26 protein-coding genes and 2 pseudogenes are annotated in these 26,191 nt (G+C 42.6%); 3 read left to right on the forward strand and 25 right to left on the reverse strand.

Going from position 1 to position 26,191, the window contains the following annotated elements; translation table 11 throughout:
- Nucleotides 1-623: 623 nt before the first annotated feature.
- The 10 genes from ACWNM1_RS26980 to ACWNM1_RS27025 all read right to left on the reverse strand — a co-directional run bounded on the left by ACWNM1_RS26980 (nt 624) and on the right by ACWNM1_RS27025 (nt 11,437).
- Nucleotides 624-842, reverse strand: a complete 219-nt coding sequence (locus ACWNM1_RS26980; RefSeq protein WP_234540859.1) for an SHOCT domain-containing protein — start codon at nt 840-842, stop codon at nt 624-626.
- A gap of 14 nt (nt 843-856) precedes the next feature.
- Entirely contained in the window at nt 857-2,191 is a 1,335-nt protein-coding gene (locus ACWNM1_RS26985; protein ID WP_449603382.1) for a sensor histidine kinase, read from the reverse strand.
- A gap of 10 nt (nt 2,192-2,201) precedes the next feature.
- A complete protein-coding gene (locus ACWNM1_RS26990; protein ID WP_449603383.1) occupies nt 2,202-2,906 on the reverse strand; it encodes a response regulator transcription factor in 705 nt (234 codons plus the stop codon).
- A gap of 66 nt (nt 2,907-2,972) precedes the next feature.
- Nucleotides 2,973-3,233, reverse strand: a complete 261-nt coding sequence (locus ACWNM1_RS26995; RefSeq protein WP_449603384.1) for an FAD/FMN-containing dehydrogenase — start codon at nt 3,231-3,233, stop codon at nt 2,973-2,975.
- A 628-nt stretch (nt 3,234-3,861) separates the two neighbouring features.
- Nucleotides 3,862-4,179 (reverse strand): hypothetical protein, encoded by a 318-nt coding sequence (locus ACWNM1_RS27000; RefSeq protein ID WP_449603385.1) that lies wholly within the window; start codon nt 4,177-4,179, stop codon nt 3,862-3,864.
- A gap of 873 nt (nt 4,180-5,052) precedes the next feature.
- Nucleotides 5,053-5,868: a hypothetical protein gene (locus ACWNM1_RS27005; RefSeq protein WP_449603386.1), complete on the reverse strand. Its 816-nt coding sequence runs from the start codon at nt 5,866-5,868 to the stop codon at nt 5,053-5,055.
- 14 nt (nt 5,869-5,882) lie between these two features.
- Nucleotides 5,883-6,368: an anti-sigma factor family protein gene (locus ACWNM1_RS27010; protein WP_449603387.1), complete on the reverse strand. Its 486-nt coding sequence runs from the start codon at nt 6,366-6,368 to the stop codon at nt 5,883-5,885.
- Nucleotides 6,365-6,895 (reverse strand): RNA polymerase sigma factor, encoded by a 531-nt coding sequence (locus ACWNM1_RS27015; RefSeq protein WP_449603388.1) that lies wholly within the window; start codon nt 6,893-6,895, stop codon nt 6,365-6,367. Before ACWNM1_RS27015 ends, ACWNM1_RS27010 begins: the two co-directional genes overlap by 4 nt.
- 81 nt (nt 6,896-6,976) lie before the next feature.
- On the reverse strand, nt 6,977-8,272 hold the full coding sequence (locus ACWNM1_RS27020) for a VTT domain-containing protein (protein WP_449603389.1): 1,296 nt from the start codon (nt 8,270-8,272) through the stop codon (nt 6,977-6,979).
- A 45-nt stretch (nt 8,273-8,317) separates the two neighbouring features.
- Entirely contained in the window at nt 8,318-11,437 is a 3,120-nt protein-coding gene (locus tag ACWNM1_RS27025; protein WP_449603390.1) for an efflux RND transporter permease subunit, read from the reverse strand.
- Between the two features lie 117 nt (nt 11,438-11,554).
- Here ACWNM1_RS27025 and ACWNM1_RS27030 point away from each other — a divergent pair.
- Nucleotides 11,555-11,866: pseudogene (locus ACWNM1_RS27030) on the forward strand (N-acetyltransferase family protein); the annotation flags it as partial.
- A gap of 259 nt (nt 11,867-12,125) precedes the next feature.
- On the opposite strand, the gene ACWNM1_RS27035 reads toward ACWNM1_RS27030, so the two are convergent.
- From ACWNM1_RS27035 to ACWNM1_RS27045, 3 genes are all read right to left on the reverse strand, one after another.
- A complete protein-coding gene (locus tag ACWNM1_RS27035) occupies nt 12,126-12,455 on the reverse strand; it encodes a hypothetical protein (RefSeq protein WP_449603391.1) in 330 nt (109 codons plus the stop codon).
- A 400-nt stretch (nt 12,456-12,855) separates the two neighbouring features.
- On the reverse strand, nt 12,856-13,239 hold the full coding sequence (locus ACWNM1_RS27040; RefSeq protein ID WP_449603392.1) for a DUF302 domain-containing protein: 384 nt from the start codon (nt 13,237-13,239) through the stop codon (nt 12,856-12,858).
- A gap of 72 nt (nt 13,240-13,311) precedes the next feature.
- Nucleotides 13,312-13,698, reverse strand: a complete 387-nt coding sequence (locus tag ACWNM1_RS27045) for a rhodanese-like domain-containing protein (RefSeq protein WP_449603393.1) — start codon at nt 13,696-13,698, stop codon at nt 13,312-13,314.
- A 350-nt stretch (nt 13,699-14,048) separates the two neighbouring features.
- On the opposite strand from ACWNM1_RS27045, the gene ACWNM1_RS27050 reads away from it, so the two are divergent.
- On the forward strand, nt 14,049-14,255 hold the full coding sequence (locus tag ACWNM1_RS27050) for a hypothetical protein (protein WP_449603394.1): 207 nt from the start codon (nt 14,049-14,051) through the stop codon (nt 14,253-14,255).
- Here ACWNM1_RS27050 and ACWNM1_RS27055 read toward each other — a convergent pair whose 3' ends face one another.
- From ACWNM1_RS27055 to ACWNM1_RS27065, 3 genes and pseudogenes are all read right to left on the reverse strand, one after another.
- Nucleotides 14,256-14,402, reverse strand: a complete 147-nt coding sequence (locus ACWNM1_RS27055) for a rhodanese-like domain-containing protein (RefSeq protein ID WP_449603395.1) — start codon at nt 14,400-14,402, stop codon at nt 14,256-14,258. It lies immediately after the preceding gene.
- 49 nt (nt 14,403-14,451) lie between these two features.
- Nucleotides 14,452-14,721, reverse strand: a complete 270-nt coding sequence (locus ACWNM1_RS27060; RefSeq protein ID WP_449603396.1) for a metal-sensitive transcriptional regulator — start codon at nt 14,719-14,721, stop codon at nt 14,452-14,454.
- Between the two features lie 111 nt (nt 14,722-14,832).
- Nucleotides 14,833-15,309: pseudogene (locus tag ACWNM1_RS27065) on the reverse strand (sulfite exporter TauE/SafE family protein); the annotation flags it as partial.
- 479 nt (nt 15,310-15,788) lie between these two features.
- On the opposite strand from ACWNM1_RS27065, the gene ACWNM1_RS27070 reads away from it, so the two are divergent.
- Nucleotides 15,789-16,001, forward strand: coding sequence for a hypothetical protein (locus ACWNM1_RS27070; RefSeq protein WP_449603397.1), 213 nt, complete (start codon nt 15,789-15,791; stop codon nt 15,999-16,001).
- A gap of 88 nt (nt 16,002-16,089) precedes the next feature.
- On the opposite strand, the gene ACWNM1_RS27075 is transcribed toward ACWNM1_RS27070, so the two are convergent.
- From ACWNM1_RS27075 to ACWNM1_RS27115, 9 genes are all read right to left on the reverse strand, one after another.
- Nucleotides 16,090-17,301 carry a chromate transporter gene (locus tag ACWNM1_RS27075; protein WP_449603398.1) on the reverse strand — a complete coding sequence of 404 codons (1,212 nt, stop codon included), beginning with the start codon at nt 17,299-17,301 and terminating at the stop codon, nt 16,090-16,092.
- A 771-nt stretch (nt 17,302-18,072) separates the two neighbouring features.
- Nucleotides 18,073-19,071 carry an NADP-dependent oxidoreductase gene (locus tag ACWNM1_RS27080; RefSeq protein WP_449603399.1) on the reverse strand — a complete coding sequence of 333 codons (999 nt, stop codon included), beginning with the start codon at nt 19,069-19,071 and terminating at the stop codon, nt 18,073-18,075.
- Between the two features lie 81 nt (nt 19,072-19,152).
- Nucleotides 19,153-20,235: an alkene reductase gene (locus tag ACWNM1_RS27085; RefSeq protein WP_449603400.1), complete on the reverse strand. Its 1,083-nt coding sequence runs from the start codon at nt 20,233-20,235 to the stop codon at nt 19,153-19,155.
- A gap of 43 nt (nt 20,236-20,278) precedes the next feature.
- Nucleotides 20,279-20,977: an SDR family oxidoreductase gene (locus tag ACWNM1_RS27090; protein WP_076298629.1), complete on the reverse strand. Its 699-nt coding sequence runs from the start codon at nt 20,975-20,977 to the stop codon at nt 20,279-20,281.
- A gap of 165 nt (nt 20,978-21,142) precedes the next feature.
- On the reverse strand, nt 21,143-21,721 hold the full coding sequence (locus ACWNM1_RS27095) for a TetR/AcrR family transcriptional regulator (protein ID WP_449603401.1): 579 nt from the start codon (nt 21,719-21,721) through the stop codon (nt 21,143-21,145).
- A 465-nt stretch (nt 21,722-22,186) separates the two neighbouring features.
- A complete protein-coding gene (locus ACWNM1_RS27100) occupies nt 22,187-24,058 on the reverse strand; it encodes a M56 family metallopeptidase (protein ID WP_449603402.1) in 1,872 nt (623 codons plus the stop codon).
- Nucleotides 24,055-24,468 carry a BlaI/MecI/CopY family transcriptional regulator gene (locus tag ACWNM1_RS27105; RefSeq protein ID WP_449603403.1) on the reverse strand — a complete coding sequence of 138 codons (414 nt, stop codon included), beginning with the start codon at nt 24,466-24,468 and terminating at the stop codon, nt 24,055-24,057. The genes ACWNM1_RS27100 and ACWNM1_RS27105 overlap by 4 nt, the downstream gene beginning before the upstream one ends.
- A 73-nt stretch (nt 24,469-24,541) precedes the next feature.
- Nucleotides 24,542-25,273: a hypothetical protein gene (locus ACWNM1_RS27110; protein WP_449603404.1), complete on the reverse strand. Its 732-nt coding sequence runs from the start codon at nt 25,271-25,273 to the stop codon at nt 24,542-24,544.
- Nucleotides 25,274-25,709: 436 nt separating this feature from the next.
- Entirely contained in the window at nt 25,710-26,105 is a 396-nt protein-coding gene (locus ACWNM1_RS27115) for a BlaI/MecI/CopY family transcriptional regulator (protein ID WP_449603405.1), read from the reverse strand.
- Nucleotides 26,106-26,191: the final 86 nt, after the last annotated feature.

A 26,191-nucleotide genomic window follows, 5' to 3' on the forward strand; every position in this document is an offset into this window, starting at 1 on the left:
TTTATTATTATATAGAGTTAAACTTTGTGTCATTCAATTTTAAGAGGTACGTAGTTTGTCACTGTACACCGGTTAAATTATTTTGCATACTACTTACTCACAAAACCCGTATTTTGTACATATGTCTATGAGTTGGAAAAGGTCCTGTTTACCATCTACGACAACTGTCCGATGATATAAAGTCGCCTACATAAATGACACAAAGTTACCTACATTGTTATTATCATTAAAGAATCTATGGCGAAAAGAATTAAGGATACTTTGTATGGCATTATTCTCGATGAGCAAAAACATGCGGCAAAGTATAATAATCTATTGCTACAGAACTTAACTGGAAATTAGTAGTAATTACTTGGACTGCCATTCATAAATATACACCCGGTGCCCGTACTTTCCTTCGATACGTTTTAGTTCTTTACGAATTTGTTGTCTTTGGCGTCACGTCGTTTCCCCTCCCCTTTCGCTTCAGATAGGCGTAGTAACCGCTTCTGGACATGTTAAAGGCAATGTTCCTATGTAGTTAGCATGACCCACTTTTGGACCCAATAAGCTAGAATCATAAATAACAAAAGAGCCGTTCACAGAGTGAAGGGCTCCTTGTTTCCGTATCTCCATTAAGATTTTTAATCCCGCAAAATGCTCTTCATCCGGTAATATTCTTCCTCCGTGATTTCACCTCTTGCAAAGCGTTCATCCAAGATTCTTCCTGGAGTATTGTCAATAAATCGTGAGTTCCCATCTCCCCTAACCCATTTTATCACCAAATAGATTACACCTACGATCAATAAAAAATTGATTACTAATCCAAATATTCCAAATCCAGAGCCATAACCCATCATCATTTTCTCTCATCCTTTCATCGAATTAATGGAAGACGAACACGAACGGTAGTTCCTTTTTCTATCTCACTTTCAACATGAATAGTTCCGGCATGAGCATCCACTATGGCTTTAACAACCGCAAGTCCTATTCCGGCTCCGCCAGTTTTCCGGTTCCTTGATTTCTCTCCGCGGTAAAAACGTTCAAAGATATAGGGAAGCTCATCTTTAGATATTCCCATTCCGGTATCGGAAACGATAACGACGCCTTCTGCTTTCTCTTTTAACACTTCAATATGAACGCTTCCAGAACTCGTGTATTTGAAAGCATTGCTTATCAGATTTACAAAAACCTGAAGGAGCCGCGCACGGTCCCCTGTGATCCAAACGTCACTTTTACTTATCAGGGCAGCTGAAAGTCTTTCCTGCCCAAACTGGCTGGATACCGTATTTAAAGACTCGCCAACGATTTCGTTAAGTGAGACGATCTCCGTCATAAGCTGAACCATTGGATTCTCTACAGCAGCCAGATTTTCCAAATCACTGATGAGCCTGACAAGTCGCAGGACTTGATCATGGCACACTTGTAGTTTATCCGGCGTCGGTTCCCAAATGCCATCCTGAAAGGCTTCCAAATGGCTTTGAATTGTTGTTAAGGGTGTTCGCAGCTCATGGGCCACATCAGCGGTCAGTGATTTCCTTAACTGATCTTGCTTCTCCAATCCATCAGCCAAATGATTGAGTGTACGCCCCACGTCATCAATTTCTGTATTCTGATTTAACATTTCAACCCGGGAGCTGAGATCCCCCTCCCTCATTTTCGAAGCGATATCTTTAATCTCTAGGAGAGGTTGGCTAATGCTTTTGGCCATATACCGGCTGAACAGATACGTCCCGACAATTACGAGTATCATTGCGGCCCATAATAAGGTATTAAACATTCTCAGAAATTTCTGATTCAGACTTTGCGACGTTTCTTTCACTGGTAGAAATTCCAATGTTCCTACCTGCTGATTTCCTTTTACGATTGTTTTTTTAATGGTTTCTTGCGCAGACTGGGAATTCACTTGTATCTGCCTGCCCATTTGATTAGTATCCCAAATCAAGCGACTGTCTTTATCATAAACACGAACCATATAATCACTAATCATAGCTTGGTGCGAAATGGTCATCCAAACGTTTGTATTCCATTGGCCGGTAGACACATTATAAGCGTCTTCTAAATCGTCCAGTAAACTTTGTATTTCTGTCTGCTGCTGGTTCTTCTGATATTGGTTAAACGAGATGTTCATTACCAAGTTCACAAGCAAGACGATAGACAGAAGCGCCGCAAGAGCCACACCGACATGGGAAATAAGAAGCTTTCTGCTCAATCCGCCTCTATTAGACATCATGACTCACCAAGAATTTATACCCCACTCCAAATACAGTGCCAATAAAAACAGGGTGTTTAGGATTATCGCCAATTTTTTGTCTAATATTCTTAATATGAACATCGATGGTCCGCTCGAATCCTTCATAGGTATCACCCTGAGTAAGGTTGACAAGTTCAAGTCGTGAGAACACTCTCTTCGGATGCTTCGCTAAAATTTCAAGTAGCTTGAACTCCATAAGGGTAAAAGATACTGGCTCCTCATGAATTCTCACCTCATAACGTTCCAAATCCATAGTTAAATCCCCTTGGGCATAAGACAGCAGTGACATATTCCCCAATTGCGGCTGAATGGTTCTTCTTAATAGACTAATCACCCGAGCGAGCAGTTCTCTTGGGCTGAATGGTTTAGTAATATAATCATCGGCTCCAATCATGAGCCCATTCACCATATCGTCCTCACTACTTTTTGCAGTCAGCATGAGGATCGGAACGTTCGATGATTTGCGTACCATTCTGCATACTTCCTCTCCAGTCATGTCTGGAAGCATCAAATCCAGCACGATCAGATCGGGCTTTAAGGTTTCAAAAAGATGAATCGCGCCTCTTCCTGTATCGGCTTCGTACACAATATATTTATTCTTTTCCAAATAAGCCTTAATAACCTGCAAGATATTTTCTTCATCATCCACCACTAAAATTTTCACGAACTTCATCACCTACTTTGTTGTTAAAATGAGACAGACCTCATATCAATGAGGTCTTATCTTATCATGATCGGATTAGAAGTTCATCATACCCCTGCTATATTGAGAATTTTGCATCATTCCTGACATTCCCATCCCGCTTAAAGTACTGCAATTTTCATGCATTTTCTTGATTTGTTCCTCTGACAGGTTGGGGTGCATTTCTTTTGCGAAAGGCAGCATTTTCTCAAAAAAGCCGCTGTTGTTATAATCATTGTTTGCTGCTGCGTAAGTGCCAGCAGTTCCAATCCCCATAACAAGTACCAATGCCGATAATCCAATCCAAAGTTTTTTCATTTGTATCTCCTCCTTATAGTTACACTATATATTGTAGTTATGAAGAACCAATTAGCAGCTTATGAAGAAGTTATGAAGATAGCAGAGGATATGAACACGAGAAATAAGCCTTTCACTCAACTTTTTCCAGAGAAAGGATCTTTTAAGTAAGATAGGTCTTATGTTGGCGTATTGCTCCTGTTTGACATCCGGATTTCTTCAAATGAGATGTTCTTTTTCGATAATTTTCTGCTGAATGAAATCAGATGATCATCCACGAAAAGATAAACATACATAAACGGAGGTTCGGAATGTATGCTTTTTGCACGTAAATACTGAGCAGCACAACAGAGTTCATATGCCCGCAGATACGGACATATCCGGACACTACCGGCATAGTAACCATTGAGGGTCTTCTTGAAGAAATTGTTGGCGACATCCGTGATGAGTCGCTGAAAGTGAACGTGCCTTCGTCCCAGAGTAAATTGAACTAAGATCATGTCAGCTGCCTGCACATCGTACAGGACTCATTAGCTGTAAGCTTTTCTGAACCCCCAGTCAATCTGGGGTTCTCTTATACAATAAAAACGGAAACTCATGGTAAGAGCTCCCGTTCGTTTGGCATGATGACTCTATGTCAAATGTTATCTTAATAAACGTAAACCGCTGAGGATAACCAGTAATGTACTCCCCTCATGACCCACAACACCCGATGGAAGATAATTCCCAAAAAAAAGTTGGAGATCACTAGTATGCATACTACTGCGATGGCAAATGTCAGATTCTGCTTGATGACTCGGGATGTGCGGCGTCCGAGGGAAATGGCATACGGTATTTTGGAAAGATCATCGGACATAAGTATAATATTGGCTATCTCCAGTGCCACATCTGTTCCCGCGGAACCCATAGCTATTCCTACTGACGAAGCAGCTAAAGCAGGAGCGTCGTTTACCCTATCCCCAATCATAGCCACTTTCCCCGTTTTAGACATTTTTTTGACAATGGCTACTTTATCGATCAACGCTGAGCTGGTTACCGATCTCTTGAGCTGTAGATTTCCGGTCCCCTGTCAATATAATGACCGCATCCCCATTTGTTTCAATTTATATACTGTCTCTTTCGCATTCGCCCGAATCACATCTTGAATAGCTACTATGCGAATTAATTGATTATCTGCTTGAACATATATAACCGTTTTCCTTTCAACTTCAAGTTCTTTAACAGCGGTCCAGTCCCAACTCGCCTTTATTGCATGTGAAGGCAATGCAAAACTACTTACAATGGATCTAAATACGATGCATACCCTATCCATTCAATCAGTCGGAGAAGTACCTGATGTGTTAGCTTTTGATGAAGGACTACATCAACTATACGTAGCCTCTGAAAGTGGGACACTGGCCATTTTTAAGGAGGACAAAACAGCCGCTAAAGTTAAATACAAAAAAATAGCGCAAGGCTTCGTAGCCCCGGGAGCTCACACCGTTGCAGTAAACCGGAGACACATCAAGTCTTTTTCCCTCTCGAAAGCAAGTTGGGTCATCCTGTAATTCGAATTTTTGAGCAGGAATAAATGACGTTAGAAACAGTCCGGTAAATCGATTTCCTTCTTACTGTTAATAAGGTTGTTGTTCATGGTAAGAAGAAAGACGTTCAATTGGATTTTTATTAATACCCTTACCATACTAATCCAACTTAATACTAAGAAGTATTCAATTTGAATATACTTTGGATCTTAGTTACGTAAAACATATTCTATTTGTCCATTGTTTATTAGTTTAGAGTTTCCTCAGCATACACAAAAGGCACCGTAATCGGTGCCTTTTGTGTATGCAATATCAAGTCAATGTTTTTTCCTTTTGAAAGCCCACTGCGTAATAATTCCAACAGATATCATCAAGAGAAGGAGCAAGAAAATGAATCCCACAAAAGGAACATTGAGTATAGCGGTTAATATGCAGGCGCCAACAAGCACTTTCATCCAATCCGGCTTTGGCTCCGGTGAATGAAACATCTCTCCGATCCGGTAGCTTACCACTGTAGTTCCCATTGCCAGCGCGATGATCACAACAAGCAATATCAGTATGAGGATAGGAATACCAATGACAGTGACCAGCAGCAATGCACAGAGTGCAGCGACAATCAAAATGCCGAAGAAACCGATATATAAGGAACGTCCATAAGAGTTTGTCGGAAAACGCTCTGTGAATACGGCGATTTTTCGCTTCCCCAATATCCTGATCAGAACAGGTATTAGAATCATAAGGAAACTGCAAGCGAGCTGCAGCACCCATAAACCCAGGGTAAGGCCTCCTCCGATCAACAGACTGTTTTGAGTTGCCGTGTCCAGTGAAATATTGTAGATATCATCCCCGAGTACAGCTCCCGGATCTTGTTTGACTATGCCGCCAATCATGACAACTACGCCTTTAATATCGGCTGTGCTGCCCAGATGGAGATCTCCGTTTACGACTACGAGTACACCGTTTACTTGTCCCGATACCTCAGCATTGCCTCCAACGACATAGACGTCATCAACCGTTTGCCCTGCAGGTACAACCGTATTCTGATGCTCAAAGATACTCTTTGCTGAGGCCATGCCCGGAACAAGGAGCAGGAAAAGCACGAAACAGCTTAATGTGTAAAAAATCCTTTTCAAGGTTGTCATCCCTTTCAGCTTGTCGAGGTTAGTATCAGTCGTCTGAGTGAGTAAATGGAGGTTGAGATAATAAGTAAAGAAAGGATAACCGTCAATCCGTATAATATGGGCACACCGGAAACGAAATGGGGAACCACATATACCAAAGCGATCATTAGTCTAAAGATGGCATGAACCGTTTTCCCTAAAACGGTACCTGTCATGAACCAAACCGTAGCAAGGGTGATACACGCCGCAAGAGGGAGGAACAGCCATGCTTTTCCCGCTGCTGCCGGCTTCGGTTTGTCTGTAATGGTCTGGAGTACCCGAATTTCGAGATCGGCAGGCACCTCCATCCTTTCGAAGGTATGCATAACGCTCTTTTTTAGGGATAATAATTCTTCCAAAAGCACCTGACAGGACTCACAACTCTCCAAATGGGCTTCGACCTGCTGCCTTTCCTCCTCAACTAATTCATCATCCATATAAGCTGACAACTGGTCCTCTAAATGGTAGGTCATCCCCGATCCTCCTTTGCTAGCTCTTTACGCAATGCCATTCGTGCCGAGAATAATCGGGACTTTACAGTCCCTATGGGAACCTGTACCATCTCGGCTATCTCTTCATAGTGGTACCCTTGTACGTCATGGAGTAAGATAACCTCCCGGTGATCAACGGAAAGCCTGCCGAGGCCCTCTTCAACCGATAATTTCTCTATGGGGTCGGACAATCCGGGGTCTGCGATACGTTCATTAGGTTCAATGAACGCCTGCTCTTGTGCTCTTTTTTTCAATCGATCCTTGCACAGGTTGGACACAATGGTAATCATCCAAGAGGAAAACGCGTATTCATTATCCAGCCGCGATAATGAATAAAATGCTTTGACGAAAGCCTCCTGAGCTACATCCTCCGCATCCATCCGATTGCTTAACATGCCGACGGCAAAACGATAAACCTGGCCCTTGTATCGTTGAACAAGCTCGGTAAACGCTTCTTGATTGCCACCTTTGGCTTTATGGATCATTTGATAAAGTTCATCGTTAACCAATCCTGTTCAACTCCTACCGAAGCGGCAGCTTACTGACAATCATGCCATAACTGAAATAGATAAGTAAATCATCCCCTAAAGTCAGGCTGAGAATCTTTTGCTTTTTTGAAGCACCCTTAGGATCTCCAGCAACATCACGTTCAAACTGATCCATACCCCGCCGAAAACATAACCTGCGCCCACATCGCTAGGATACTGCACGTTTAGATAGATCCGGCTAATACCAATCAGCAAACATACAGTTATAGCCGCTGCAATAATCAAAATCCGAATAAGTCTATTGCTGTAATGCCGGAGAATTAGAAATGTTGAGAACCCGTAAACCGTGATTGCTGTTAAGCTTTCTTCACTAGGGAAGGTATTGAATAATTGAAACCCTACAGATACAGGTCCCGGGCGGTGAAAAAGCAACCGCAATCCTTCATCCAGCCATTCCCCTCCGATGACAACCCAGAACAGAAAGGAGAGTTCCAGCAGTTTTTCGCGGGCGCTAAAGGCGATCCAAAGGGTTGCTATGACAATCAAAGGCCCATACAAAGTGATTGATCCAAGCTTGGTAAATTCCAGCATAGCGGATTTCCATGGAGGCCCAAATAGTGAAAGTATGATATACGAGGTAATTTCATCGAATTGACTGAATTCATGTGCCAAGAAATCCTGAATCAGACCCAGCATCAAGGAAACGAATAGTACAAAGACTATGAACGAAGACAGCACAAGGAATCGGACTTTACCTAGCGAGTTAAAGTGTTGTATGCCCAGGGTAAGCAGATTCATCAATGCGGCAAGCAGGCGTTGTCTATACTTTTTAATAACATAGATTAATAAGGTTAACATAGCGGAAGCAACTCCGAAGATAATCATATAGCGATTCACAGTCTGGTGATAAACTTCCCATTTGGGGCCCAGTACTCTACCAAGTGAGATGAATAAGCTCACCCAAAAGATCGCCCCTGTGTATGAATATGTAGCATACTTTCGGAATGGCATACGAGTAGCTCCGCAGAAATATCCTGAAATATGTCTGACCCCCGGGATAAAATAAGCCAGAAACAAGAGCTTGTCTCCATATTTTTCAAACCACACATTCATCCGTGCCAGCTGCTCTTCACCCATATGCACCCGGTGCCCATATTTCTTCAAGAAAGGTTGACCAAGCTTATAGCCGATCCAATAGGAAAGTGTAATGCCGGCTGTTACGCCGGCACTCGCGGATAAGAGGCTAAGCAGCCCGTTCAGCTTCCCTTCAAAAACAAACAATCCCGTATAACTCATGATCATTTCACCGGGAAGAGGCAATGCGAGCATTTCAAGAAATAAGGCGATAAAAAGCATTCCGTACCCATACTGTTCAAGCCATGTGGTTAATGTGCCCAATGAAACCCCTCCTCTTCCTAATAGTTTGTACGTTATTATTCAGTTTTACACCGTTTTCCCTGTCATGGAGTGTTCGGCATTCCGGGCCGCTTTTCCCTGCATCCATTCGTAAATAATCGGGATCACCACGAAGCTGTTGAGTGTAGAAGTAACCATTCCGCCAATCACAACAATGCCAAGTACTTGAGAGATGACCGTATCAGCACTATGGGTTAGAGCAAGGGGAATCAACGTAAGGACGGTAGTGCTTGCTGTCATAAATATCGGGCGCACCCGTGACAGACTTCCTTGGACAACCGATCCCCGAAGACTCATTCCCTCTTTGCGGTTACGTTCGATCTTGTCAATCAGTACAATACCGTTGGTCACCACTATACCGGTAAGCATCAACACCCCGATCAGTGTGGCAAGATTCCATTGTCCATGGATGGCATACAAGGCAATAACCACACCGGATAAGGCCAGTGGAATGCTGATCAATACGGCAAATGGCGCCTTCCATCCTTTGAAGACCATGCTGATAATCAGCAGCACAAGAAGTATCGAGATCACAACAGCTATCGTCATTTCAATAATCATCTGCGTAACCTGCTGCGTAATGCCCCCCAGCGAATAAGTCACTCCCTCAGGAAGCGTTGTATCCTTCAGCGCCTGATCCACAGCTTTCGATACTTTACTCATATCATTAGAAATTATTTGCGCACTTACCACGGAGAATGGCTTGCCATCGCGCTCCTGAATGGAAGAAACAGCATCACTTTGGTGAATGGACGCCACTTGATCCAGCCGGTAGGATTGCCCATTGCTTCCGGTTAAAGTCTCTGCGGCGAGAGAAGCAAGCACCTGCTCCGGAGTATAGACTGGCAGAATATGATCTGGTGCAGGTTTCGTTTGAACCGGGTCGATATATACATCTACTGGAATAACGCCGGTTCCTGTTGAGGTCAGGATGTCAAAGTCCTTGCCTTTGGTCATGTATCGTTTCAGCAGGCTATTGATATCATCTTCCTTAATGCCAGCCTGTCTGACTTTATCCCGATCCATGACAACAGCAAACTTGGGAATGCCATTGGTCATATCTGTTTTGCCGGATACGCTCAGACCAGGGATATCGACCAGCTTGGCTCGTACCTGATCAGCCGCCTTCTCAAGGGTTTGCTCATCTGCACCCATCAGCATGATATTAATCGTGGAATCATCCCCAGCGATATTCTGATTAGTAACCGTTATAGCTGCACGATCCGACAGTCCTGATAGATCTGACCGCAAGGCAGGAATTACGGAATCGACTTCTTTCACGTTTTTGATCTGAATCGAAAGATTGGCTACGTTAGGCTGCTGGATGTATCCCCCTCCTTGGTCAAACACATCATCTGCCTGAGGCGTAAATGTAGAGCCGAAGGTCGATGAATAGGAGGCAATCTTGGTATTGTTATGAAGAATGTCTTCTACTGCCTTAACTTCCTTATCGACTTCCGAAAGCGGTGTCCCTTTCGGGAGCTCAACCTTTATTGCCACCTGACCGCTGGCCGTACTTGGCAGCAGACTAAACGGAAGACGTGCGGCGAACACAGCTGCAGTTAGAAACAGGAGCAGTGATATACTGATGACTGTTCTTTTATGCTGTAAGGCAGACTGAAGAAAGGGTTTCATCAAGGGTTCCAGTGTCACAGCCTTGGTATTCGGTTCTCTCCAGCCGATAAAGGCAAAGGAAGGGATGACCAGCATGGCGACGAGGAACGATACGGCAAGTGCGATAACTACGGACCAGGCGAAGCCAGAATAGGAAGCTCCAATGATTCCGCCAACCAAGGCAATCGGAACATAGACAGCAACAGTAGTTGCTGTAGAAGCAAAAATGGCGGGAAGCATCTCCACCACTGCCGAAGCTAATACATGCAGAACAGGCTTACCTTTATTCTCCTGAATCCGGCGGTAGATATTATCCAGTATAACGATCGCATCATCCACAATCCGTCCCATGGCTACAATCAGCCCGGAAACGGTCAATATGTTGAGCGTTACATCCATCCATTTGAGAATAGCCACCGTAGCCAGCAGTGAAATCGGAAGCGACACGGCAATCAGGAGGGTGGACCGTATATTCCGGAAAAAGAACAACACACATACCATGGAGAATAGGCATCCGAGCAGGCCTTCGCGAAGAAGCCCCATTAAAGAACGGTTCAGATCATGCGCACGATCCGTGAGCAAGGTCATCGATACATCGCCGCTTTTCACAGCGGAAATTCCGGAGACACGATCTTTTACATGTGCAGCCACATCTGTGATGGTTGCCGTCGGCGTTTTGATAACATTAATAAGTACACTTTCCTTGCCATTCGTACGTGAGACGGTTTTAACATCTGTTAGTGACTGAGAGACCGAGGCAACATCCGATAAAGATACGCTGTCCCCGTCTTTATTCTTGATATTCAAGCTATTCAGCTGCTGCTCGGTAAGGTCCCAGTCTTCGATCCGTATAGGAAAAGAAGCCTTCACATTAGCAATATTGCCCTGCATACTGGGGATATCCAGCGCAATGGATTTATTGAAATCATCGACACTCATGCCACTTGCGACCAGATCTTTCATGCGAAGGGTAACTACGTACCCTTTATTAGCTCCGCCAACGGTCTGAACATCCGCCACTCCGGGAACAGATTTTATTTCTTTTACGATATCTGTCTGCATTGAGGACTGCAGGGTTAAATCATCTACTTGATTATTATTTGCAGTCAGACTGTAGCTAAGAATAGGAAAAGTACTGGAGGTCAACCTTGTCACTACAGGCTTGTTGATTCCATCCGGCAATGCCGAATCGTTCAACACTTGTTTAAGGGTATTCTCCGCTTTTGCCATATCATAATCCATTGGGTAATACAGATTCATCAGAAGACCACCATCGTAGGAGATCGTCTCCAGATTGGTCAGACCGTCCGTTTTATGAATCACTTCCTCAATAGGTGTGGCGATATCACGCCGCACCTGGTCTGCCTGGTAGGATGATGCACGAAGAGACACCATTAAAGTGGTGTTATTAATACCGGGAAGGTAATCCCTCTGCATTTGAAAAGCCGATACCGTTCCCCAGGCCAGGATTAGTACGACACTAACTAAAATTATGGTTGCCCGCTGCATAACGGATTCTATTAAACGCTTCATTTTTAATCTCCTCTCCAATCTATATAAGAGAAAGACTTTGAAATGGGCGCTTTTGTTCATTTGGGAAAAATATAATTCATAAAAATAAGATGGGGTGCTCCTAAGCCAAGTTCAAGTGGCTATTGGACCCTTAGCCCCTATTCGCACCGCTGCGCCTATAGGGGCGTAGCCGACCTATCTGTTTACATTGATCGCAGCTTTCATGGGCAAGGTGTAGGTAGCTCTCACTTGAAGTCCTTAGAGCAGGTAGCAAAAGAAAATGAATTTTATAAAATCGTTCTCTTCACCTTCCCATTCAATCAAGAGGGCCAAGGATTATATCAGAAGATGGGATATCGGCAGGTTGGTGTTTTTGAGAAGCAAGGTGTTATGGATGGAGTATTTTCTTCTGTTAGGCTTAACCATGCGATAACATTAGGATCTTTTTAAGGTAAGACTATCTACTAGATGCTGTTAGACATCTTGATTACTTAAGGATTCTCCACAATTGCAAATAAACCCCGATTCGTACTGATGTCGGGGTAATAAATAGGGGATGGATTTCTTACAGTATGGACATTCGCTGTCCAAGGCACACAGATGAAATGGACAAGTTTCTATGAATTTGAATTGATGCATAGTCCCTTATAGGACAAGAACTTGATCCCTTAAAATACAAAAACCGCGCGGGGCTCGGGTTCTTATAGGACTATGTTCTTGTCCCCTGACATACATTGACACAAAATTGTATGCCCAATATAGCCATTATGGTCCCGAACCAGCTCTCTATATCTCTCTTGGTATCAACCGCACAAAGTTGTTCGTAAGTCATTTTCATCGCCACTTCATGGTTCAATCTCCTTTTTGCCTGTGATACTTTTTTCTTGATCTTTATTTCCTCAAGTGACTCCCAAGGACTATCCGAATTAGCTTCATGTTGTAATTTAGCCACGATTGCAGGAACATCGTCCATTTCAGAGATTATTAATTCAAAACCATATTCGGCCGCTATAGATGCAGGATGTAAGTAATTCTCCATTTCCCGTCTACTTATGTAAAAAGCGATTGAACCATTCTCCTGCTATTGACTGAATTTACTTCAATTATTTCGTGACCCAAAGAAAGGTGTATCCGACATCCCGTTTGCCATAGCCCAATTGCATCTAGTGTGTGTAACATTACAGAATTCTTTTCCAGTAAATTACGTAGCCGATGATAATATCAACAATCCTGCCCCTCGTAACTGAGGTACAGAATTAGTTGTCCCTTTAAAATGAAAGATCCTAACTGCAGATTGTTCAAATCCTTCTCCTCCTTATTGACGAATGTTCTACCGAACATCCTTATAGAACAAGCCCAGTACCGATTGGTACTAGGCAGTAATTAACATTAAATCCACTCAATTCAATCAAAGCATTATCATTAAAGAAGATATTATATTACTGACTTTTATCTACACATGAGATAAGGCGCTTTTCTATATCAGACGCGATGGACATTAACTTGTCATTTTCTACGAGACCAATGAGACTTGTTGGTTTCGGCAACCCGATCTTGGTAGTCCCATTTTCTTCATATACCGTTAGCTTACAAGGAAGAAAATAACCAACGAGAGCATTTTCGGATAATACGCGCTTTGCTTCAACCGGATTACAGACCTCCAAAATATGATAGGTCTTCTCAAGTTCTACGCCTTTTTCCTGAAGTTTCTCCTTCATATCCATCTGCCAAAGAACGCCGAACTTCTCTGCTTTCAGGTTTTCTGTAAGTGCTAAGATTGCTTGTTCAGGTGTTTTGGTTGTTTCAACAGTATAATGGAACATGATTCTTCATCCTCCTGTTGTCATTTTTATACGATCAGAATATAGTGAGGTCCTAAACGAATGAATCCCTTATCAACGTTTCAGCTTACCGCTCCAGGCGCTCAAGCCACCTTGCAGGTGAACAAGCCCTGTATGTCCGCTTTTCAGCAGAATTCTTGCTGCATTCTTGCTTCGCATACCACTGCGGCAGTATAGAAAAACAGCTTTATCCTTAGGTATCTCCCCTAAACGACCAGCCAGTTGGGATAATGGGATGTTCTTCGCACCGTTGATATACCCAGTCTTATACTCTCCAGGCTCCCGTACATCTATGAGCATCCGTTTCTCACTGACCTCCATCACATTTTGGAATTCTTCAGCGCCCAACGCCTTTAATCCTTTAGCCGGTCTTATACGGGAACAAACAAACCAGAGCAACAATACAATCACTGCAATGTTAATGATTGAACCTGTGTCCACAATGTCTGCCTCCTTTTGCTGGTATTTTTTAAAAGCATGATTGTGCCGACCAAACATTACCTTGTATTGTGAATAAACTGCGGAATCCATGCTTACGGAATATTTTTGCTGCTTTATTGCTTTGGTACCAATTGTTAGACATAATTAGTACATTATAAATCAGGAAATAGATCGTGTTCCCTTACATAAGGAAGACGATCTAAAGATATATTTATCGAGCCGGAACTATGTCCTTCCAAATAATCCGAAGCATCCCTGACATCGAGCATTTTCAAATTTAGACTTTACTTGGCTTGGACACAGTTGTGAACATTTGTCCTGTCCTTTCAATAGTACTGCAGCAGCTGATTATGCCTCCAGTTACTGCAGTACTGTCCTGTAAGGCTTTAATCACGAACCAATTCATCCGTCCAGGCATTAAGCCCACCGGTCATATTCACAACATTAAATCCTTTTTCAGTCAGCAGTTCGCAAGCCAGACCGCTCCGGTTTCCGCTTCGACAGATGACAATGGTTTCTTGTGCGAGATCGAGCTCCTGTTGCCGTTCCGGCAGTAGTCAAAGCGGAATATGCTTAGCACCGGCAATATGTCCCTCTACCCATTCTCTAGGTTCGCGAACATCGAGCAAATTAAGAGACTCCCCTTTTTTGAGCTGTGCTGCTACCTTCTGGGGTGTGATTTCTTTTGGAGTCTTGAATGCCATGTTAATCATCTCTCCCTTGTTTTTTTATTATTAATGTTAAAGCTTTCCGTTAATGACTTTTTACTAAAAGCGCGATGGCTTCCTTGACCATTTTGTCGGTATTTTGGTTACCCTCAGCTATTTCAGTTAAAATACATTGATGCAGATTCTCCGCGACGATTTGGGCAATAGCTTTATCGGATGCATTGCGTACGGCAGACAATTGAGCTACAACCTCTTTGCACGACTGTCCTTCTTCCATCATTCGCAGCACACCCCGAACTTGACCCTCTATTTTGCGTAAGCGCGTTTTCAGTTCATCCGGATAATTGTAATCCATGATTAATCATCACCTTTCTACTTATATCATCTCACTTTATACACATACCCCTATAGGTATTATAACATGAAAAATATTTAGTACAAATCTTTTCTGATTATTACGGCATGATTATAGAATGGAAGACCATACCTTTACTGCCGTGAGGGCAATTAAGACGACTAATCCGTACCGCAGCACATTAACATTCATTTTGGAGATTATCTTAGATCCAAGTGGTGCACCTAGCAGACTCCCGATTACAGTATAGATTGTAGGTTCTAGAGGAATACCCCCGGCCGAGATTTTACCGATTAACCCACCGATTGCTGATATAAAGACGATAGCAAGCGAGGAGGCAATGGTTGTACGAGTGGGTATTTTGAGAACAGTAAGCATAATAGGAATAAGAATAAATGCGCCGCCTGCTCCTACGATTCCTGAAACGATACCTACCAATATAGCCGCGCCTATTGCAATGAATTTATTGAATGTTAGATGATCCGACTGTTCTTCGCTTCCTTTTCTTGGGATAAGCATGAGGATAACCGCTAGTACTGCAAGGATTCCGTAAATCAAGTTGATAACTTCTCCATTTAGCAACCCCGAAATTTAGTCACCCATCCGTGTTTTCAATGGTTCTAAAACTTCCGTTTATGATACGGAAGACCCTCGCCTTCTTCGCAATACTGTTTAAGACTGTACAAAAAAATAGCCCAGTTATAATTACATACGCGATAAATGAGGTCACTTCCTCCCAATTCATCTGACGAAAAATGATTGAAGTCTTCCCGTTTTTTTCCTCCAAATCAAAAGAAATTGTCTTACCTATCCATTCTGGATCTGAATCAACACACTGCCACAAATTTATGTAATTATTTGTATACAAATATTATACCATGGTACGGCCTCTCATTATTGAACTATAGTGTCCCGTTAGCTTAATGGAAACCTGTATTTAAATAGAGTTGTTGTAAGAACATCACTCAATTGAAAAGCATATTTGGGCACTTAACTTGTGCCCATAAAAGGGTGTTTGCCATATAGTATTTATTGACTATAAATGAAAAAAGACAGGGAGTGTTTATTTGTACAACACATATTTTTATCGCGATATGCAAATGTCTAACGATCCTAATCAACTTGCTGGTCAAAATTTTGTAAGGGCGGAACATTTCGAACGCATGAAAATGGCTAACGCGAACAATCCGGTTTTGTTTTTTAAGTATGCCGAACAAGAGTATTATCACAAAGCTCTTGCACATCACTATCAAGGTATAGCTCATGCGGCGGAGAAGTAGCAATTCATTTTAAGTAAAAACGAATATAAAAAAATGGGCAGCGGAAAGTGATTATTCCGCTGCCCATTTTTGCTTCACCCGAAATGAATCAGATCATGCCTAGCAAGATGCCGCCAACTGCTCCGGAAACTACAACTATCCACGGTGGCAACTTCCAGAAAACAAGCATGATAAACAGGATCGACGCTAGCGCAAAATCAGCGGGTCCCAAAATCGCTGTCGTCCATAACGGATTGTACAGCGCAGCTAACAAGATACCAACCACCGCCGCGTTTATGCCTATCAATGCCCCCTGTACATGCGAGCTTTTGCGAAAAGAGTTCCAGAACGGCAGGGCTCCGATGATAAGCAAAAAGGCTGGCAAAAAGATAGCTATTGTGGCGACTATCGCTCCCGGGACACTCTTTGCCATTGCGCCTAAGTACGAGGCAAAGGTAAACAGTGGTCCGGGGACTGCCTGAGCCGTGCCGTAACCGGCGAGAAAGTCTTCTTTACTTACCCAACCCGTAGGAACCACTTCCCGTTCTAAAAGTGGCAATACGACATGACCTCCCCCAAATACGAGGGAACCCGATCGATAAAAGCTATCGAACAACGAAAGCCACCCGTTTTCCATGACCTGGCGAAGTAACGGCAGGGTAATTAAAAGTCCGAAAAAGAGTATTATGGACATAATCGCAACGGTGCGACTGATAGGTACGGAAAAATTCGGGGCATCCGGAACTGTCGTTCTTCGGTACATCAGTAATCCAATTAATCCCGCTACCACAATAAGAAGCACTTGGCTGAACGCTGTCTGCCACAGGAGTGTAATGGTAGTAACAATAATTGCAATGGTGGCTCTTTGTTTATCCGGTGTGAGTTTTTGCCCCATACCTAAAATAGCTTGAGCTACAATGGCCACGGCTACAATTTTCAACCCATGAATCCATCCCGCGTTGCTAATATCGAATCCCTTTAACAGAAAGGCGAATATTACCAGAGCGATAACCGAAGGAAGCGTAAAGCCGAGCCAGGCGATCAGACCGCCAAGCAAACCAGCGCGAATAACGCCAATGCCGATACCGACCTGGCTGCTGGCCGGACCAGGAAGAAACTGGCAAAGCGCTACTAGATCAGCATAGCCTTTTTCGTCCATCCACTTACGTTTACGTATGTATTCGTTATGAAAGTAGCCTAAATGGGCTACAGGCCCCCCGAAAGAAGTAAGACCAAGTTTTGTAGAGACGACTAGAACTTCTAAAAGTGCTTGTACTTTTCTTTTTCGTAAGCTTTGTGTTGTAGTTTGGTGGGATTCCATCAATAGCTCTCCAATTTGTTGATGTCGAATGTATATTTATAATTATTGCTGGATAATCAGAACGACTACGTTTTAGGCCTTTACCGCCAGGAAGTATCTGTAAAAACAACGTTAAAGCTAAAGTATACTCGAAGAAGAAGCATCTTCGTACAGTTCTCCGATGTCTTCCAGGTATCTTTGTGAGAAACCTAATAGCTATATTGTTTCTGATTCAAACTGTTCAGCTTTTTTTGTTCACAATGCAAGAATTAATATATAGTTCGCGTTGTATTTATAGGTTCATTATAAAATAGATATGTTATGTAAGTGTTAAATTATCTTATGCTGACTACCAAAGCATAGTAGTAGGAGCATTTACGAAACTCGAAGATTACTTCCATATTAGTCTTATTCACGAAATCATTATACTATACTGCCCGTTAGCATAATCGACATTACGCACCGAGTCCGATGGACTTGGCCTTGCAGATCCCGAGTATTACATTATTTATTCTGAATTAGTCCAATACCATTGCCTACTAGATCTACTAAATAAGCTAAATAGAAGTTATCAAATTCCAGAGTGACTGATTGGGATCCAATTTGCTGGGTAACCTTGTTTTGTTCTCCCCCATTCGAATCCGCCATCTCTTGAAATGGACGAGGTAGCTGCTGAGCAAACTACCAAGCACGTCTCAGCCGTTCATCAAACCGTATGCGGAGTTGATTAACCTCCGAAACGAAGTAGTCTTCTTCTCGGTCACTGACAGTCGGCTAAATTCGCTCTCTTCCTTAGAAAGTCACAATAACTTTGCCTTGTGAGTGACCAGTAGAAACTTGTTGTAACGCCTTATTAATATCATCAAATTTGTAAGTAGAATCAATTGAAGGTTTAATATTGTCATTTTCAATAAGGCTAGTAATCTCTTGTAGCTGTCTTCCATTGGCTTGCACAAATAAAAAGTGATATTCTTTTTTATCTCTTGCTGCTAAACGGTCTAAACGTGCACCTACTAAAGCAAACAACATTTTTTTCCACATTGGAAGATTATTTTCAACGGCAAAGCGATAATTTGGTAAAGCCTTCAATGATACTAATTTTCCTTGAGGTTTTAAAATATTAAGTTCCCTTTTTATTTCGTTTGTACCCAAGGTGTCTATAACATAATCTATATTGGATAGAACCTCAGCATAGTTTTCCTCCTTATAATTTATAAATTCATCTGCTCCAATCGACAGTACACGTGATCGACCTCTTTCACTGCCACTTGTAATAACGTATAGCCCCATTGCTTTAGCAATAGGGATTGCCATAGCACCGAATCCGCCAGTTCCGCCAGGAATAAATAGTTTTGCATTAGGCTGAGCGTTGAGCACTTCTTTCAATGCTTGATAAGCTGTTAAAGCAGTAAGTGGGACCGCAGCTGCTTCAATAAAGGATAGATTTTTAGGCATTTTAAATATAGCTTCATCTTTGACCGCCACATATTCAGCGAAAGCTCCTATTTTATTCACCGGCAACCTCGTATAAACTCGGTTACCAACCTGAAAATCAACAACATCTTTACCACATGCTTCTATAACACCAGAAAGTTCATTGCCTAATGTTAATGGGAATTCATAATCAGCAATCATTCGGATACTGCCATTTAAAATAAGAATATCTAAAGGATTTACACCTGCAGCTTCTACTTTAACGAGTACCTCATGATTATCGATTTCCGGTATTTTAACATTGTTTATTTCCAAATGAATTTCTTTTGAGTATTTCTGTATTTGAGCAGCTCTCATGTTCTGCCAGCTTCCTTTCCATTTGAAAATCTTATGGCGTACAATTTTCAGTTGTACGCCATTTGTGGTTTTACTTCATTCTTATTGTTGTTGAGTTTTTAATTCTTCCATTATAGGGTAGTCTGTATAACCTAAGCTTCCATTACCAGCGTATAATGTTTTAGGATCAACTTCATTTAAAGGTGTTCCTTTTTTTAGACGTTCCACAAAATCCGGATTAGCTAAAGACCAGATACCGACTGGCACCACATCAGCAGTACCACTATCAATATCTACACTAATATCTTCAAGTGCCCGCCCTGCTCGATTGACCAATAATGGATTTGACCAAATTGAACGAATTTCACGGAGCAGTATTTCATTCCCTAAATGCATAACATGGAGGTATGCTAAATTATACTTAGCTAATTCATTTACAAGATGGCGATAAACCTCTGGTCCTTGTGCGCCTTCATCAATCCCACCAAGAGGTGTTCCTGGTGAAATACGGAAACCGGTTCTTTCTGCTCCAATTTCTTCAACGACTGCTTTTGTTACTTCGATTGCAAAACGAGCACGATTCTCCACAGATCCACCGTATTTATCGATTCTTTTATTAGAATTTTCACCAATAAATTGATTAATTAGATAACCGTTGGCTCCATGAATTTCAACCCCATCAGCACCTGCTTTAATAGCTGCTGCAGCTGCTTTTCGAAAGTCTGCAATAGTATTTTGAATATCTTCTTCGCTTAGCTCTCGTGGAACGGGTATTTCCTGCATTCCTTTATCAGTAAACATTTCTACATCAGGTGCGATCGCTGAAGGTGCAACTGCTTGTCGATGATGCGGTGTATTGTCGGGGTGCGATATACGGCCCACATGCATTAATTGTATATACATAAAGCCCCCTGCTTCATGTAATGCATCGGTAACCTTTTTCCAACCTTCTATTTGCTTTTCAGTATAGATGCCAGGTGAATTTAAATAACCTTGTCCATCATCAGATGGTTGTGTACCTTCACTAATAATTAATCCCATTGATGCTCTCTGAGCATAATAAAGGGAGCTTAGTTCTCCCGGTGTGCCGTCCTTTTGTGCTCTACTACGTGTCATAGGTGCCATTGCTAATCGATGAGGTAATTCCATATTTCCAATTTTCGTATTACTCCACAATTTGTTCATTTTGTAGTCTCCTCTATAAATGAATTTAGAAATGAAATTGTTATTAAGAAAGATGAGGGTACAGTGCAGGAACGCCACCTGCAAGTCCACCTTGTATCATTCGGCTGTTATCATCAGCAATAATTTCAAAACTGCCAGATTCTATGCCATCAATAGCTATTTTTGCGATATCTGCAGGGCTTACTTTGGGAACTTCTAAGCTGGATGTCATGTCTGTCTCCATAAAGCCAACATGTAATCCTGCTACTCTCACATTATGTGGATACAAGTTTATACGTAAATCGTTCGTCAATGCCCATGCTGCAGCCTTCGCGGCTGTATAAGCACCCGCAGTTCCGGAACTAAACCAAGATAATGCGGAAAGAATATTTAAAACCGATCCTCCCCCGTTTTTCTCAATGATCGGTGCAAAAGCACGAACCATGTATAGCGTACCGAAGAAGTGCGTATCAAACTCCAACTGTATTTTGTCAACGTCACCTTCCAGCAAAGAAGCGCCAGTAGATGATCCTGCATTGTTGATTAAAAGCGTAACATCCTTAGCGAGGATAGCAGCTGCTTCAACTTCTTGAGTGTTGGTAATATCAAGCTTAACAGGTATAACGCCTGGAATATCAATGGTTTCCGGATTTCTTGCACCTGCATAAACCTTAGCCCCTCTGGATAGAAGTTCAAGGGTGAGATGGCGGCCAAAACCTCGGTTTGCTCCAGTTACAAATGCCACTTGTTCAGAAATTATCATTTTATTTACTCCTTTTATTCATCTTTTAACTACTATATGGGAATGATCATTCTAAAATGTACACAAGAATAGATCATTCATGAAAGAAGACTAAAGCAAAGAAAGAAACATATTTTGAGAACGATCATTCTAGAATATACATAAGCAATTATATTTAAATAATAATTACTTATGTAAAAGTTTAATTGATAAATCGGCTATTCGATGTAATTTTTCTTTAGGCACGGAGGTCCTTGTCATTACCCTTAACCCCACACAAACAGAATGCAGATGTTCCGCTAGATCGTCGGCATTGTAATCCAAGCTAAATTCTTCATCCTGCTGCCCCCACAGAATAATATCTTTGAGCAGCTTCTCTGATAATGTGAACGATTCAGTGGATTTCAAATCCACATTGGCATCGCGCATTGCTAATTCCACCGCTGAATTCACCATCAAACAGCCTGAAGGCGAATCTTCTTCACCATTTATTATGAAACTAAAGATAAACTGAAGTGCCTCAGTTGCAGTCTTGGAACGTTTAACTTCCCTCGTAAGCTCAGCATTCACTTTATCGCGAAAACGGTCCATGGCTTTCAAAAACAGCGTATGCTTGTCACCAAATGTGTCATATAAACTTCTTCGATGAACTCCCATATGCTCTACAAGATCTGTCAAAGATGTCTTCTCGTAACCCTGTTCCCAAAAAAGCTTCATCGCCTTATCTAATACTTCGTTCTCTTCGAATTCTTTGCTTCTTGCCATTCGATTCCCTCCCTAATAGTAAATGTAACATATTGAGAACGATCAGTAAAGAATAGATTTTCTAATCACAGTTAACGATGTGATCTCTTAGCTTTCTTCCTTACTCCTTCCGACTGGTCTGTGGTGACTTACCTCCGAGCGGATCCCTTCCCTGTTCCTTTTATTTATCTTAGACTTTTCACAAAGGACATTTCTTATTACATAAATCATCATAGCGCGACTATTTAGGTAACTTTAAGTCAACAATCCACAATTTTGGCACTTTTGTGTCATTGGACAGTAATAGTTCTTAACTTCATCCATCGAAGCAAACCGCAGTGTTGCCGTCCACTGCCCATCACTCACCTCACTTTTTATATGATAAGCAAATTACTAAGATAATCATTCACTTATATCAATTGTTCCAACATAAAAAACCCATATCGACCCTAGTTCTAGGGTGATATGGGCGCCTGCCTTGTGATGTTATTTTTTAATTGCAGCTTTCAGAATTTCGATCTTCTCTTGTCGTGATAGATCCGATGAGGTTGAAATGCTATATCCAAATTTACCGCCATCTTGCCAAAAAACGTATTTTGGGAAAACATCTGCCGGTAAATCATCATCAAAAAATCCATTATTCTTGCTTCCATCGGCGTCCACAGCATACTTCGTAATCGCAAGCGTATCTTTCCCGTTCGTGTATTCCAGGCGAATATCGTCTGCTTCTTTCCAGTCCATTTTTTTCGTGAAGACCGGTTTGCCGCTCTTCTTCCCTTCAGCTCTCAAATCATCGATGAACTTCCCTCCCAAGGGTCCTCCGATTCTCGCTTTGGAGAAAGTGTAGCCTTCTGGCAGGTTGGAAGGCTCTTGCAAGACAGCGCCTTTTAAGGTTACTGCTTTCTGAAGATATTCATCAAAGGAAGCATATTCCTTCGTCAGCCCCCAATAGCTAAGATTAAGTCCGCTGTTCAACGCGTTATATTTATGATAGATGACATACGTGTCACCCGTCTCTTTAACCAATTCCTTCACGCGATTGATTTCATCGTCGATATAATCTTTATCCTCTGCAGGAAGTGTCTTAGCTGCATCCGCCGCTAGTTTATTCATTTTATCCATTTCTTGCTTATACAACGCACGGTCTACCTTAGACCCATTGAATTCCTCAGGATAGGTGATATCTAATTGACGATCCCCAGCTTCTGATTGTACCGAAACAGCTATCGTTGCGTTCCCATCATCTTTTTCCTTGGCATTGACCAGCGTTACGCTGCCAAGCGCGAGAATGATTGTCATCCCTAAGATAGAAAGGCGATATGATTTTTTATTGAATTGTTTGATCATGATAAGTCTCCTTTTTATTTGTTTATGTGTCGCAGATAGGCCGGCAAGTCCCGGCAGGCGATGATCTCCCGAGAAATGTTCCAACACTTGGATGATCGTCTGCCCATATGCATTATTTTGCTGTGGTCTCATCCGATCCAGCACGAAGGCATCACAGGCCATCTCTTGATCTTGTCGCGCTCTATTCACTGCAAGCCATACAAGTGGGTTGAACCAATGGAGAATCAGAATCAAGTGCATGATCCAATTCACGGCTACATCCCAGCGACGTACATGAGCGAATTCATGCGCCAAGATATATTGAAGCTGTCCTTCATGCAGCGACATCAGTAGACTTGGAGAGATGACGACTGTCGGCTTACAAAATCCAACGACGGCCGGACCGGGAATACGCTCGCTGGAAACAAATTCAACTTTGCGCTTCACACCGAGCTGCTGCGATGTATCATGGAATAAGGCCAATAACAAAGGCGTTTCTATACGGCTACCAGCGCGCAGGGCATGTTGCAATCGCAGCTGATCGTATATGGTTTTCGTGACGAGAAGCAGTACACCCGTAAGCCAGATCAGTATCAAGACTGGAACAAAGCCCATCGATGTCATTTCATTCCACCAGAAATGGCTCTCTGGTTTGCTTCTCGATGTATCCGTAGGTGCAGTGAATTCCGTTGTCCCAACGACAATCCCATGTTTCTCTGCCACAGAACCCTTTAGTAGTTCTCCTGTCTCGCTTGCACTTATCGATGGATCTTGCATTTGCTGGTGAATGCCAGGCATGAAGGATTCCAGAGACAATACATTATAAAGGCTAAGAGAAGACTCTGGTGCCCAAGGAAGCAGCAAGCGGATCGCCACGGGTATCCAGAGCAAATATTTCCATCTGGCTTCCAGTTTGTTTTGGAATAAGAATTGCAGAATCAAGATCAGCATGACCAGAATGCCTGCCATGAACGATCCCTGGATCACCCAGCCGAAAAATGACACAACAGTTTCGTATAAGCTTGGACTCATTCGGATTCTCTCTTTTCTAGTTCCCCAATTCTGCCGTTATTGTCGAATAACGTCTTCAAATCCTCAATTTCCTGCCAATTCAGCTTCTTATCTTGGAGAAAATTAGCCAACATCGGCTTAATTGAACCACCATACATCTTCTCTATGAAGGAAGTAGTCTCGGAACGCTGATATTCTTGCTCGCTGAACTGAGGATAAAATAATTGCATACGCCTCGAACTCTGCTCCAGCTTTACGCCCGCCGCTTCCTTCTGTACCAGTCGGCTAAGAAGCGTTCGGGTCGTATTCGGGCTCCAGCCCATTCGATCCGTCATTTGTTGAACAACTTCACTAGAATAGCAACCTGGATTTAGCCACAATACCCGCACAATTTCGAGCTCTGCATCCGTTATGGATGGTATTCGGTTCATATATAACCTCCAAATTTAACTTGCGCAGAATGCATAGGATGGGCGAACTGCTGCGCATGCTCGAGGCAACCTATCACTTCTTGACCGCTGCTTTTAGAATTTCAATCTTCTGTTCTCGGGTGATATCGGATGAAGTTGAAAGGCTGTATCCGAATTTGCCGCCATCTTGCCAATAAATGTACTTTGGGAAAATGTTAGCCGGAAGGTTATCGTCAAAATAACCTTTCTTCTTCCCTTCCTTCGCATCCACCACAAACTTCGTAATCGCAAGCGTATCTTCCCCGTTCGTGTATTCCAGGCGTATATCGTCTGCTTCTTTCCAGTCCATTTTTTTCGTGAAGACCGGTTTGCCGCTCTTCTTCCCTTCGGCTCTTAAATCATCGATGAAATTGCCTCCCAAGGGTCCTCCGATTCTCGCTTTGGAGAAAGTGTAACCTTCTGGCAGGTTGGAGGGCTTTTGCAAGACAACGCCTTTTAAGGTTGCTGCTTTCTGGAGATATTCATCAAAGGAAGCGTATTCCTTCGTCAGCCCCCAGTAGTTAAGATCAAGTCCGCTGTTGAGTGCCTTGTACTTATAATACATGACGTAGGTATCTCCAGTCTTTGCGATCAAATCTTTCACTCTCTTAATTTCTGCTTCAACCACCTTTTTTTCCGCTGCCGTTGGAGCTTGGTCGGCTGCTTTTTTAGCCGTCGACTTCTGGGCTGACTTGGAAGAAGCCGCGTCTACCACAAGGTTCATCGATGAACCCAATAGTAGAACACTGCTGAGGGTTGCGATGGCTAATTTTAATGTTGCTTTCATGTGAAAAACTCCTTCCTATGATCCTGTTGTTAAAACTACACGTGTAGTTATAATTCAATACTACAGTTGTAGTTTTAATTTGTCAACACTATTTTATCGGACCCTATTCGAGTATCCATGAAATAAAAAAAACTCCTCCGGAGAGCAGTTTGATCGTACGAGGATTCGTTATTGCTGTTGTAGGATCTGGCTGGAGATCTGCTCGAGCACGTTCTGATTATTGTCCACCAACAGGATGACATGATCTGGATTGAGGCTGGACAGCGCTTTGAGACTAGTTGGAAGCAGTCCTAGGTCATGGAAGATTAAATCGGCGATGCCGGTCTTCACATAGATTGTATGCTGGGTAATTTTTTGAAATTATTCTAATAAAAAAACCGCGATTTACGCGGCGGTTCGACATTATGCTGAATGGTTCTACCTTTAATCAATTTTCTTATCGATCATCGTTGTTGCGACTCTCGTCAAACAAAGCTTTCAAGTCATCAATTTCTTTCTCGTTCAGCTTCTTATCCTGCAAAAAATTAGCGAGCATGGGTTTCAAGGCGCCGCCATACAGTTTCTTCATGAACGATTTGGTCTCCGACTTCAAATATTCTTGTTCGCTGATGAGTGGATAGAACAAAAAGTTCCGTTTGGATCCCTCTTCCTGTGTTGTTCCCGCCGCTTCTTTCTGCACTAGACGGTTCAGGAGCGTCCTAGTCGTATTCGGGCTCCACCCCATTTGTTCCGCCAACTGCTTGACGACCTGGCTGGAAGGACAATTCGGACTGGCCCACAATACGCGCATCACCTCGAGCTCCGCATCCGTGATGGGTGGTATTTTTGTCATGCCTAAACCCTCCAAAATCAAGTTATGACTACATCTGTAGTCATACTTAAATAGTACAATTGTGGTCTGATCTTGTCAACCTGCAT

Source organism: Paenibacillus sp. Marseille-Q9583 (assembly GCF_976954365.1).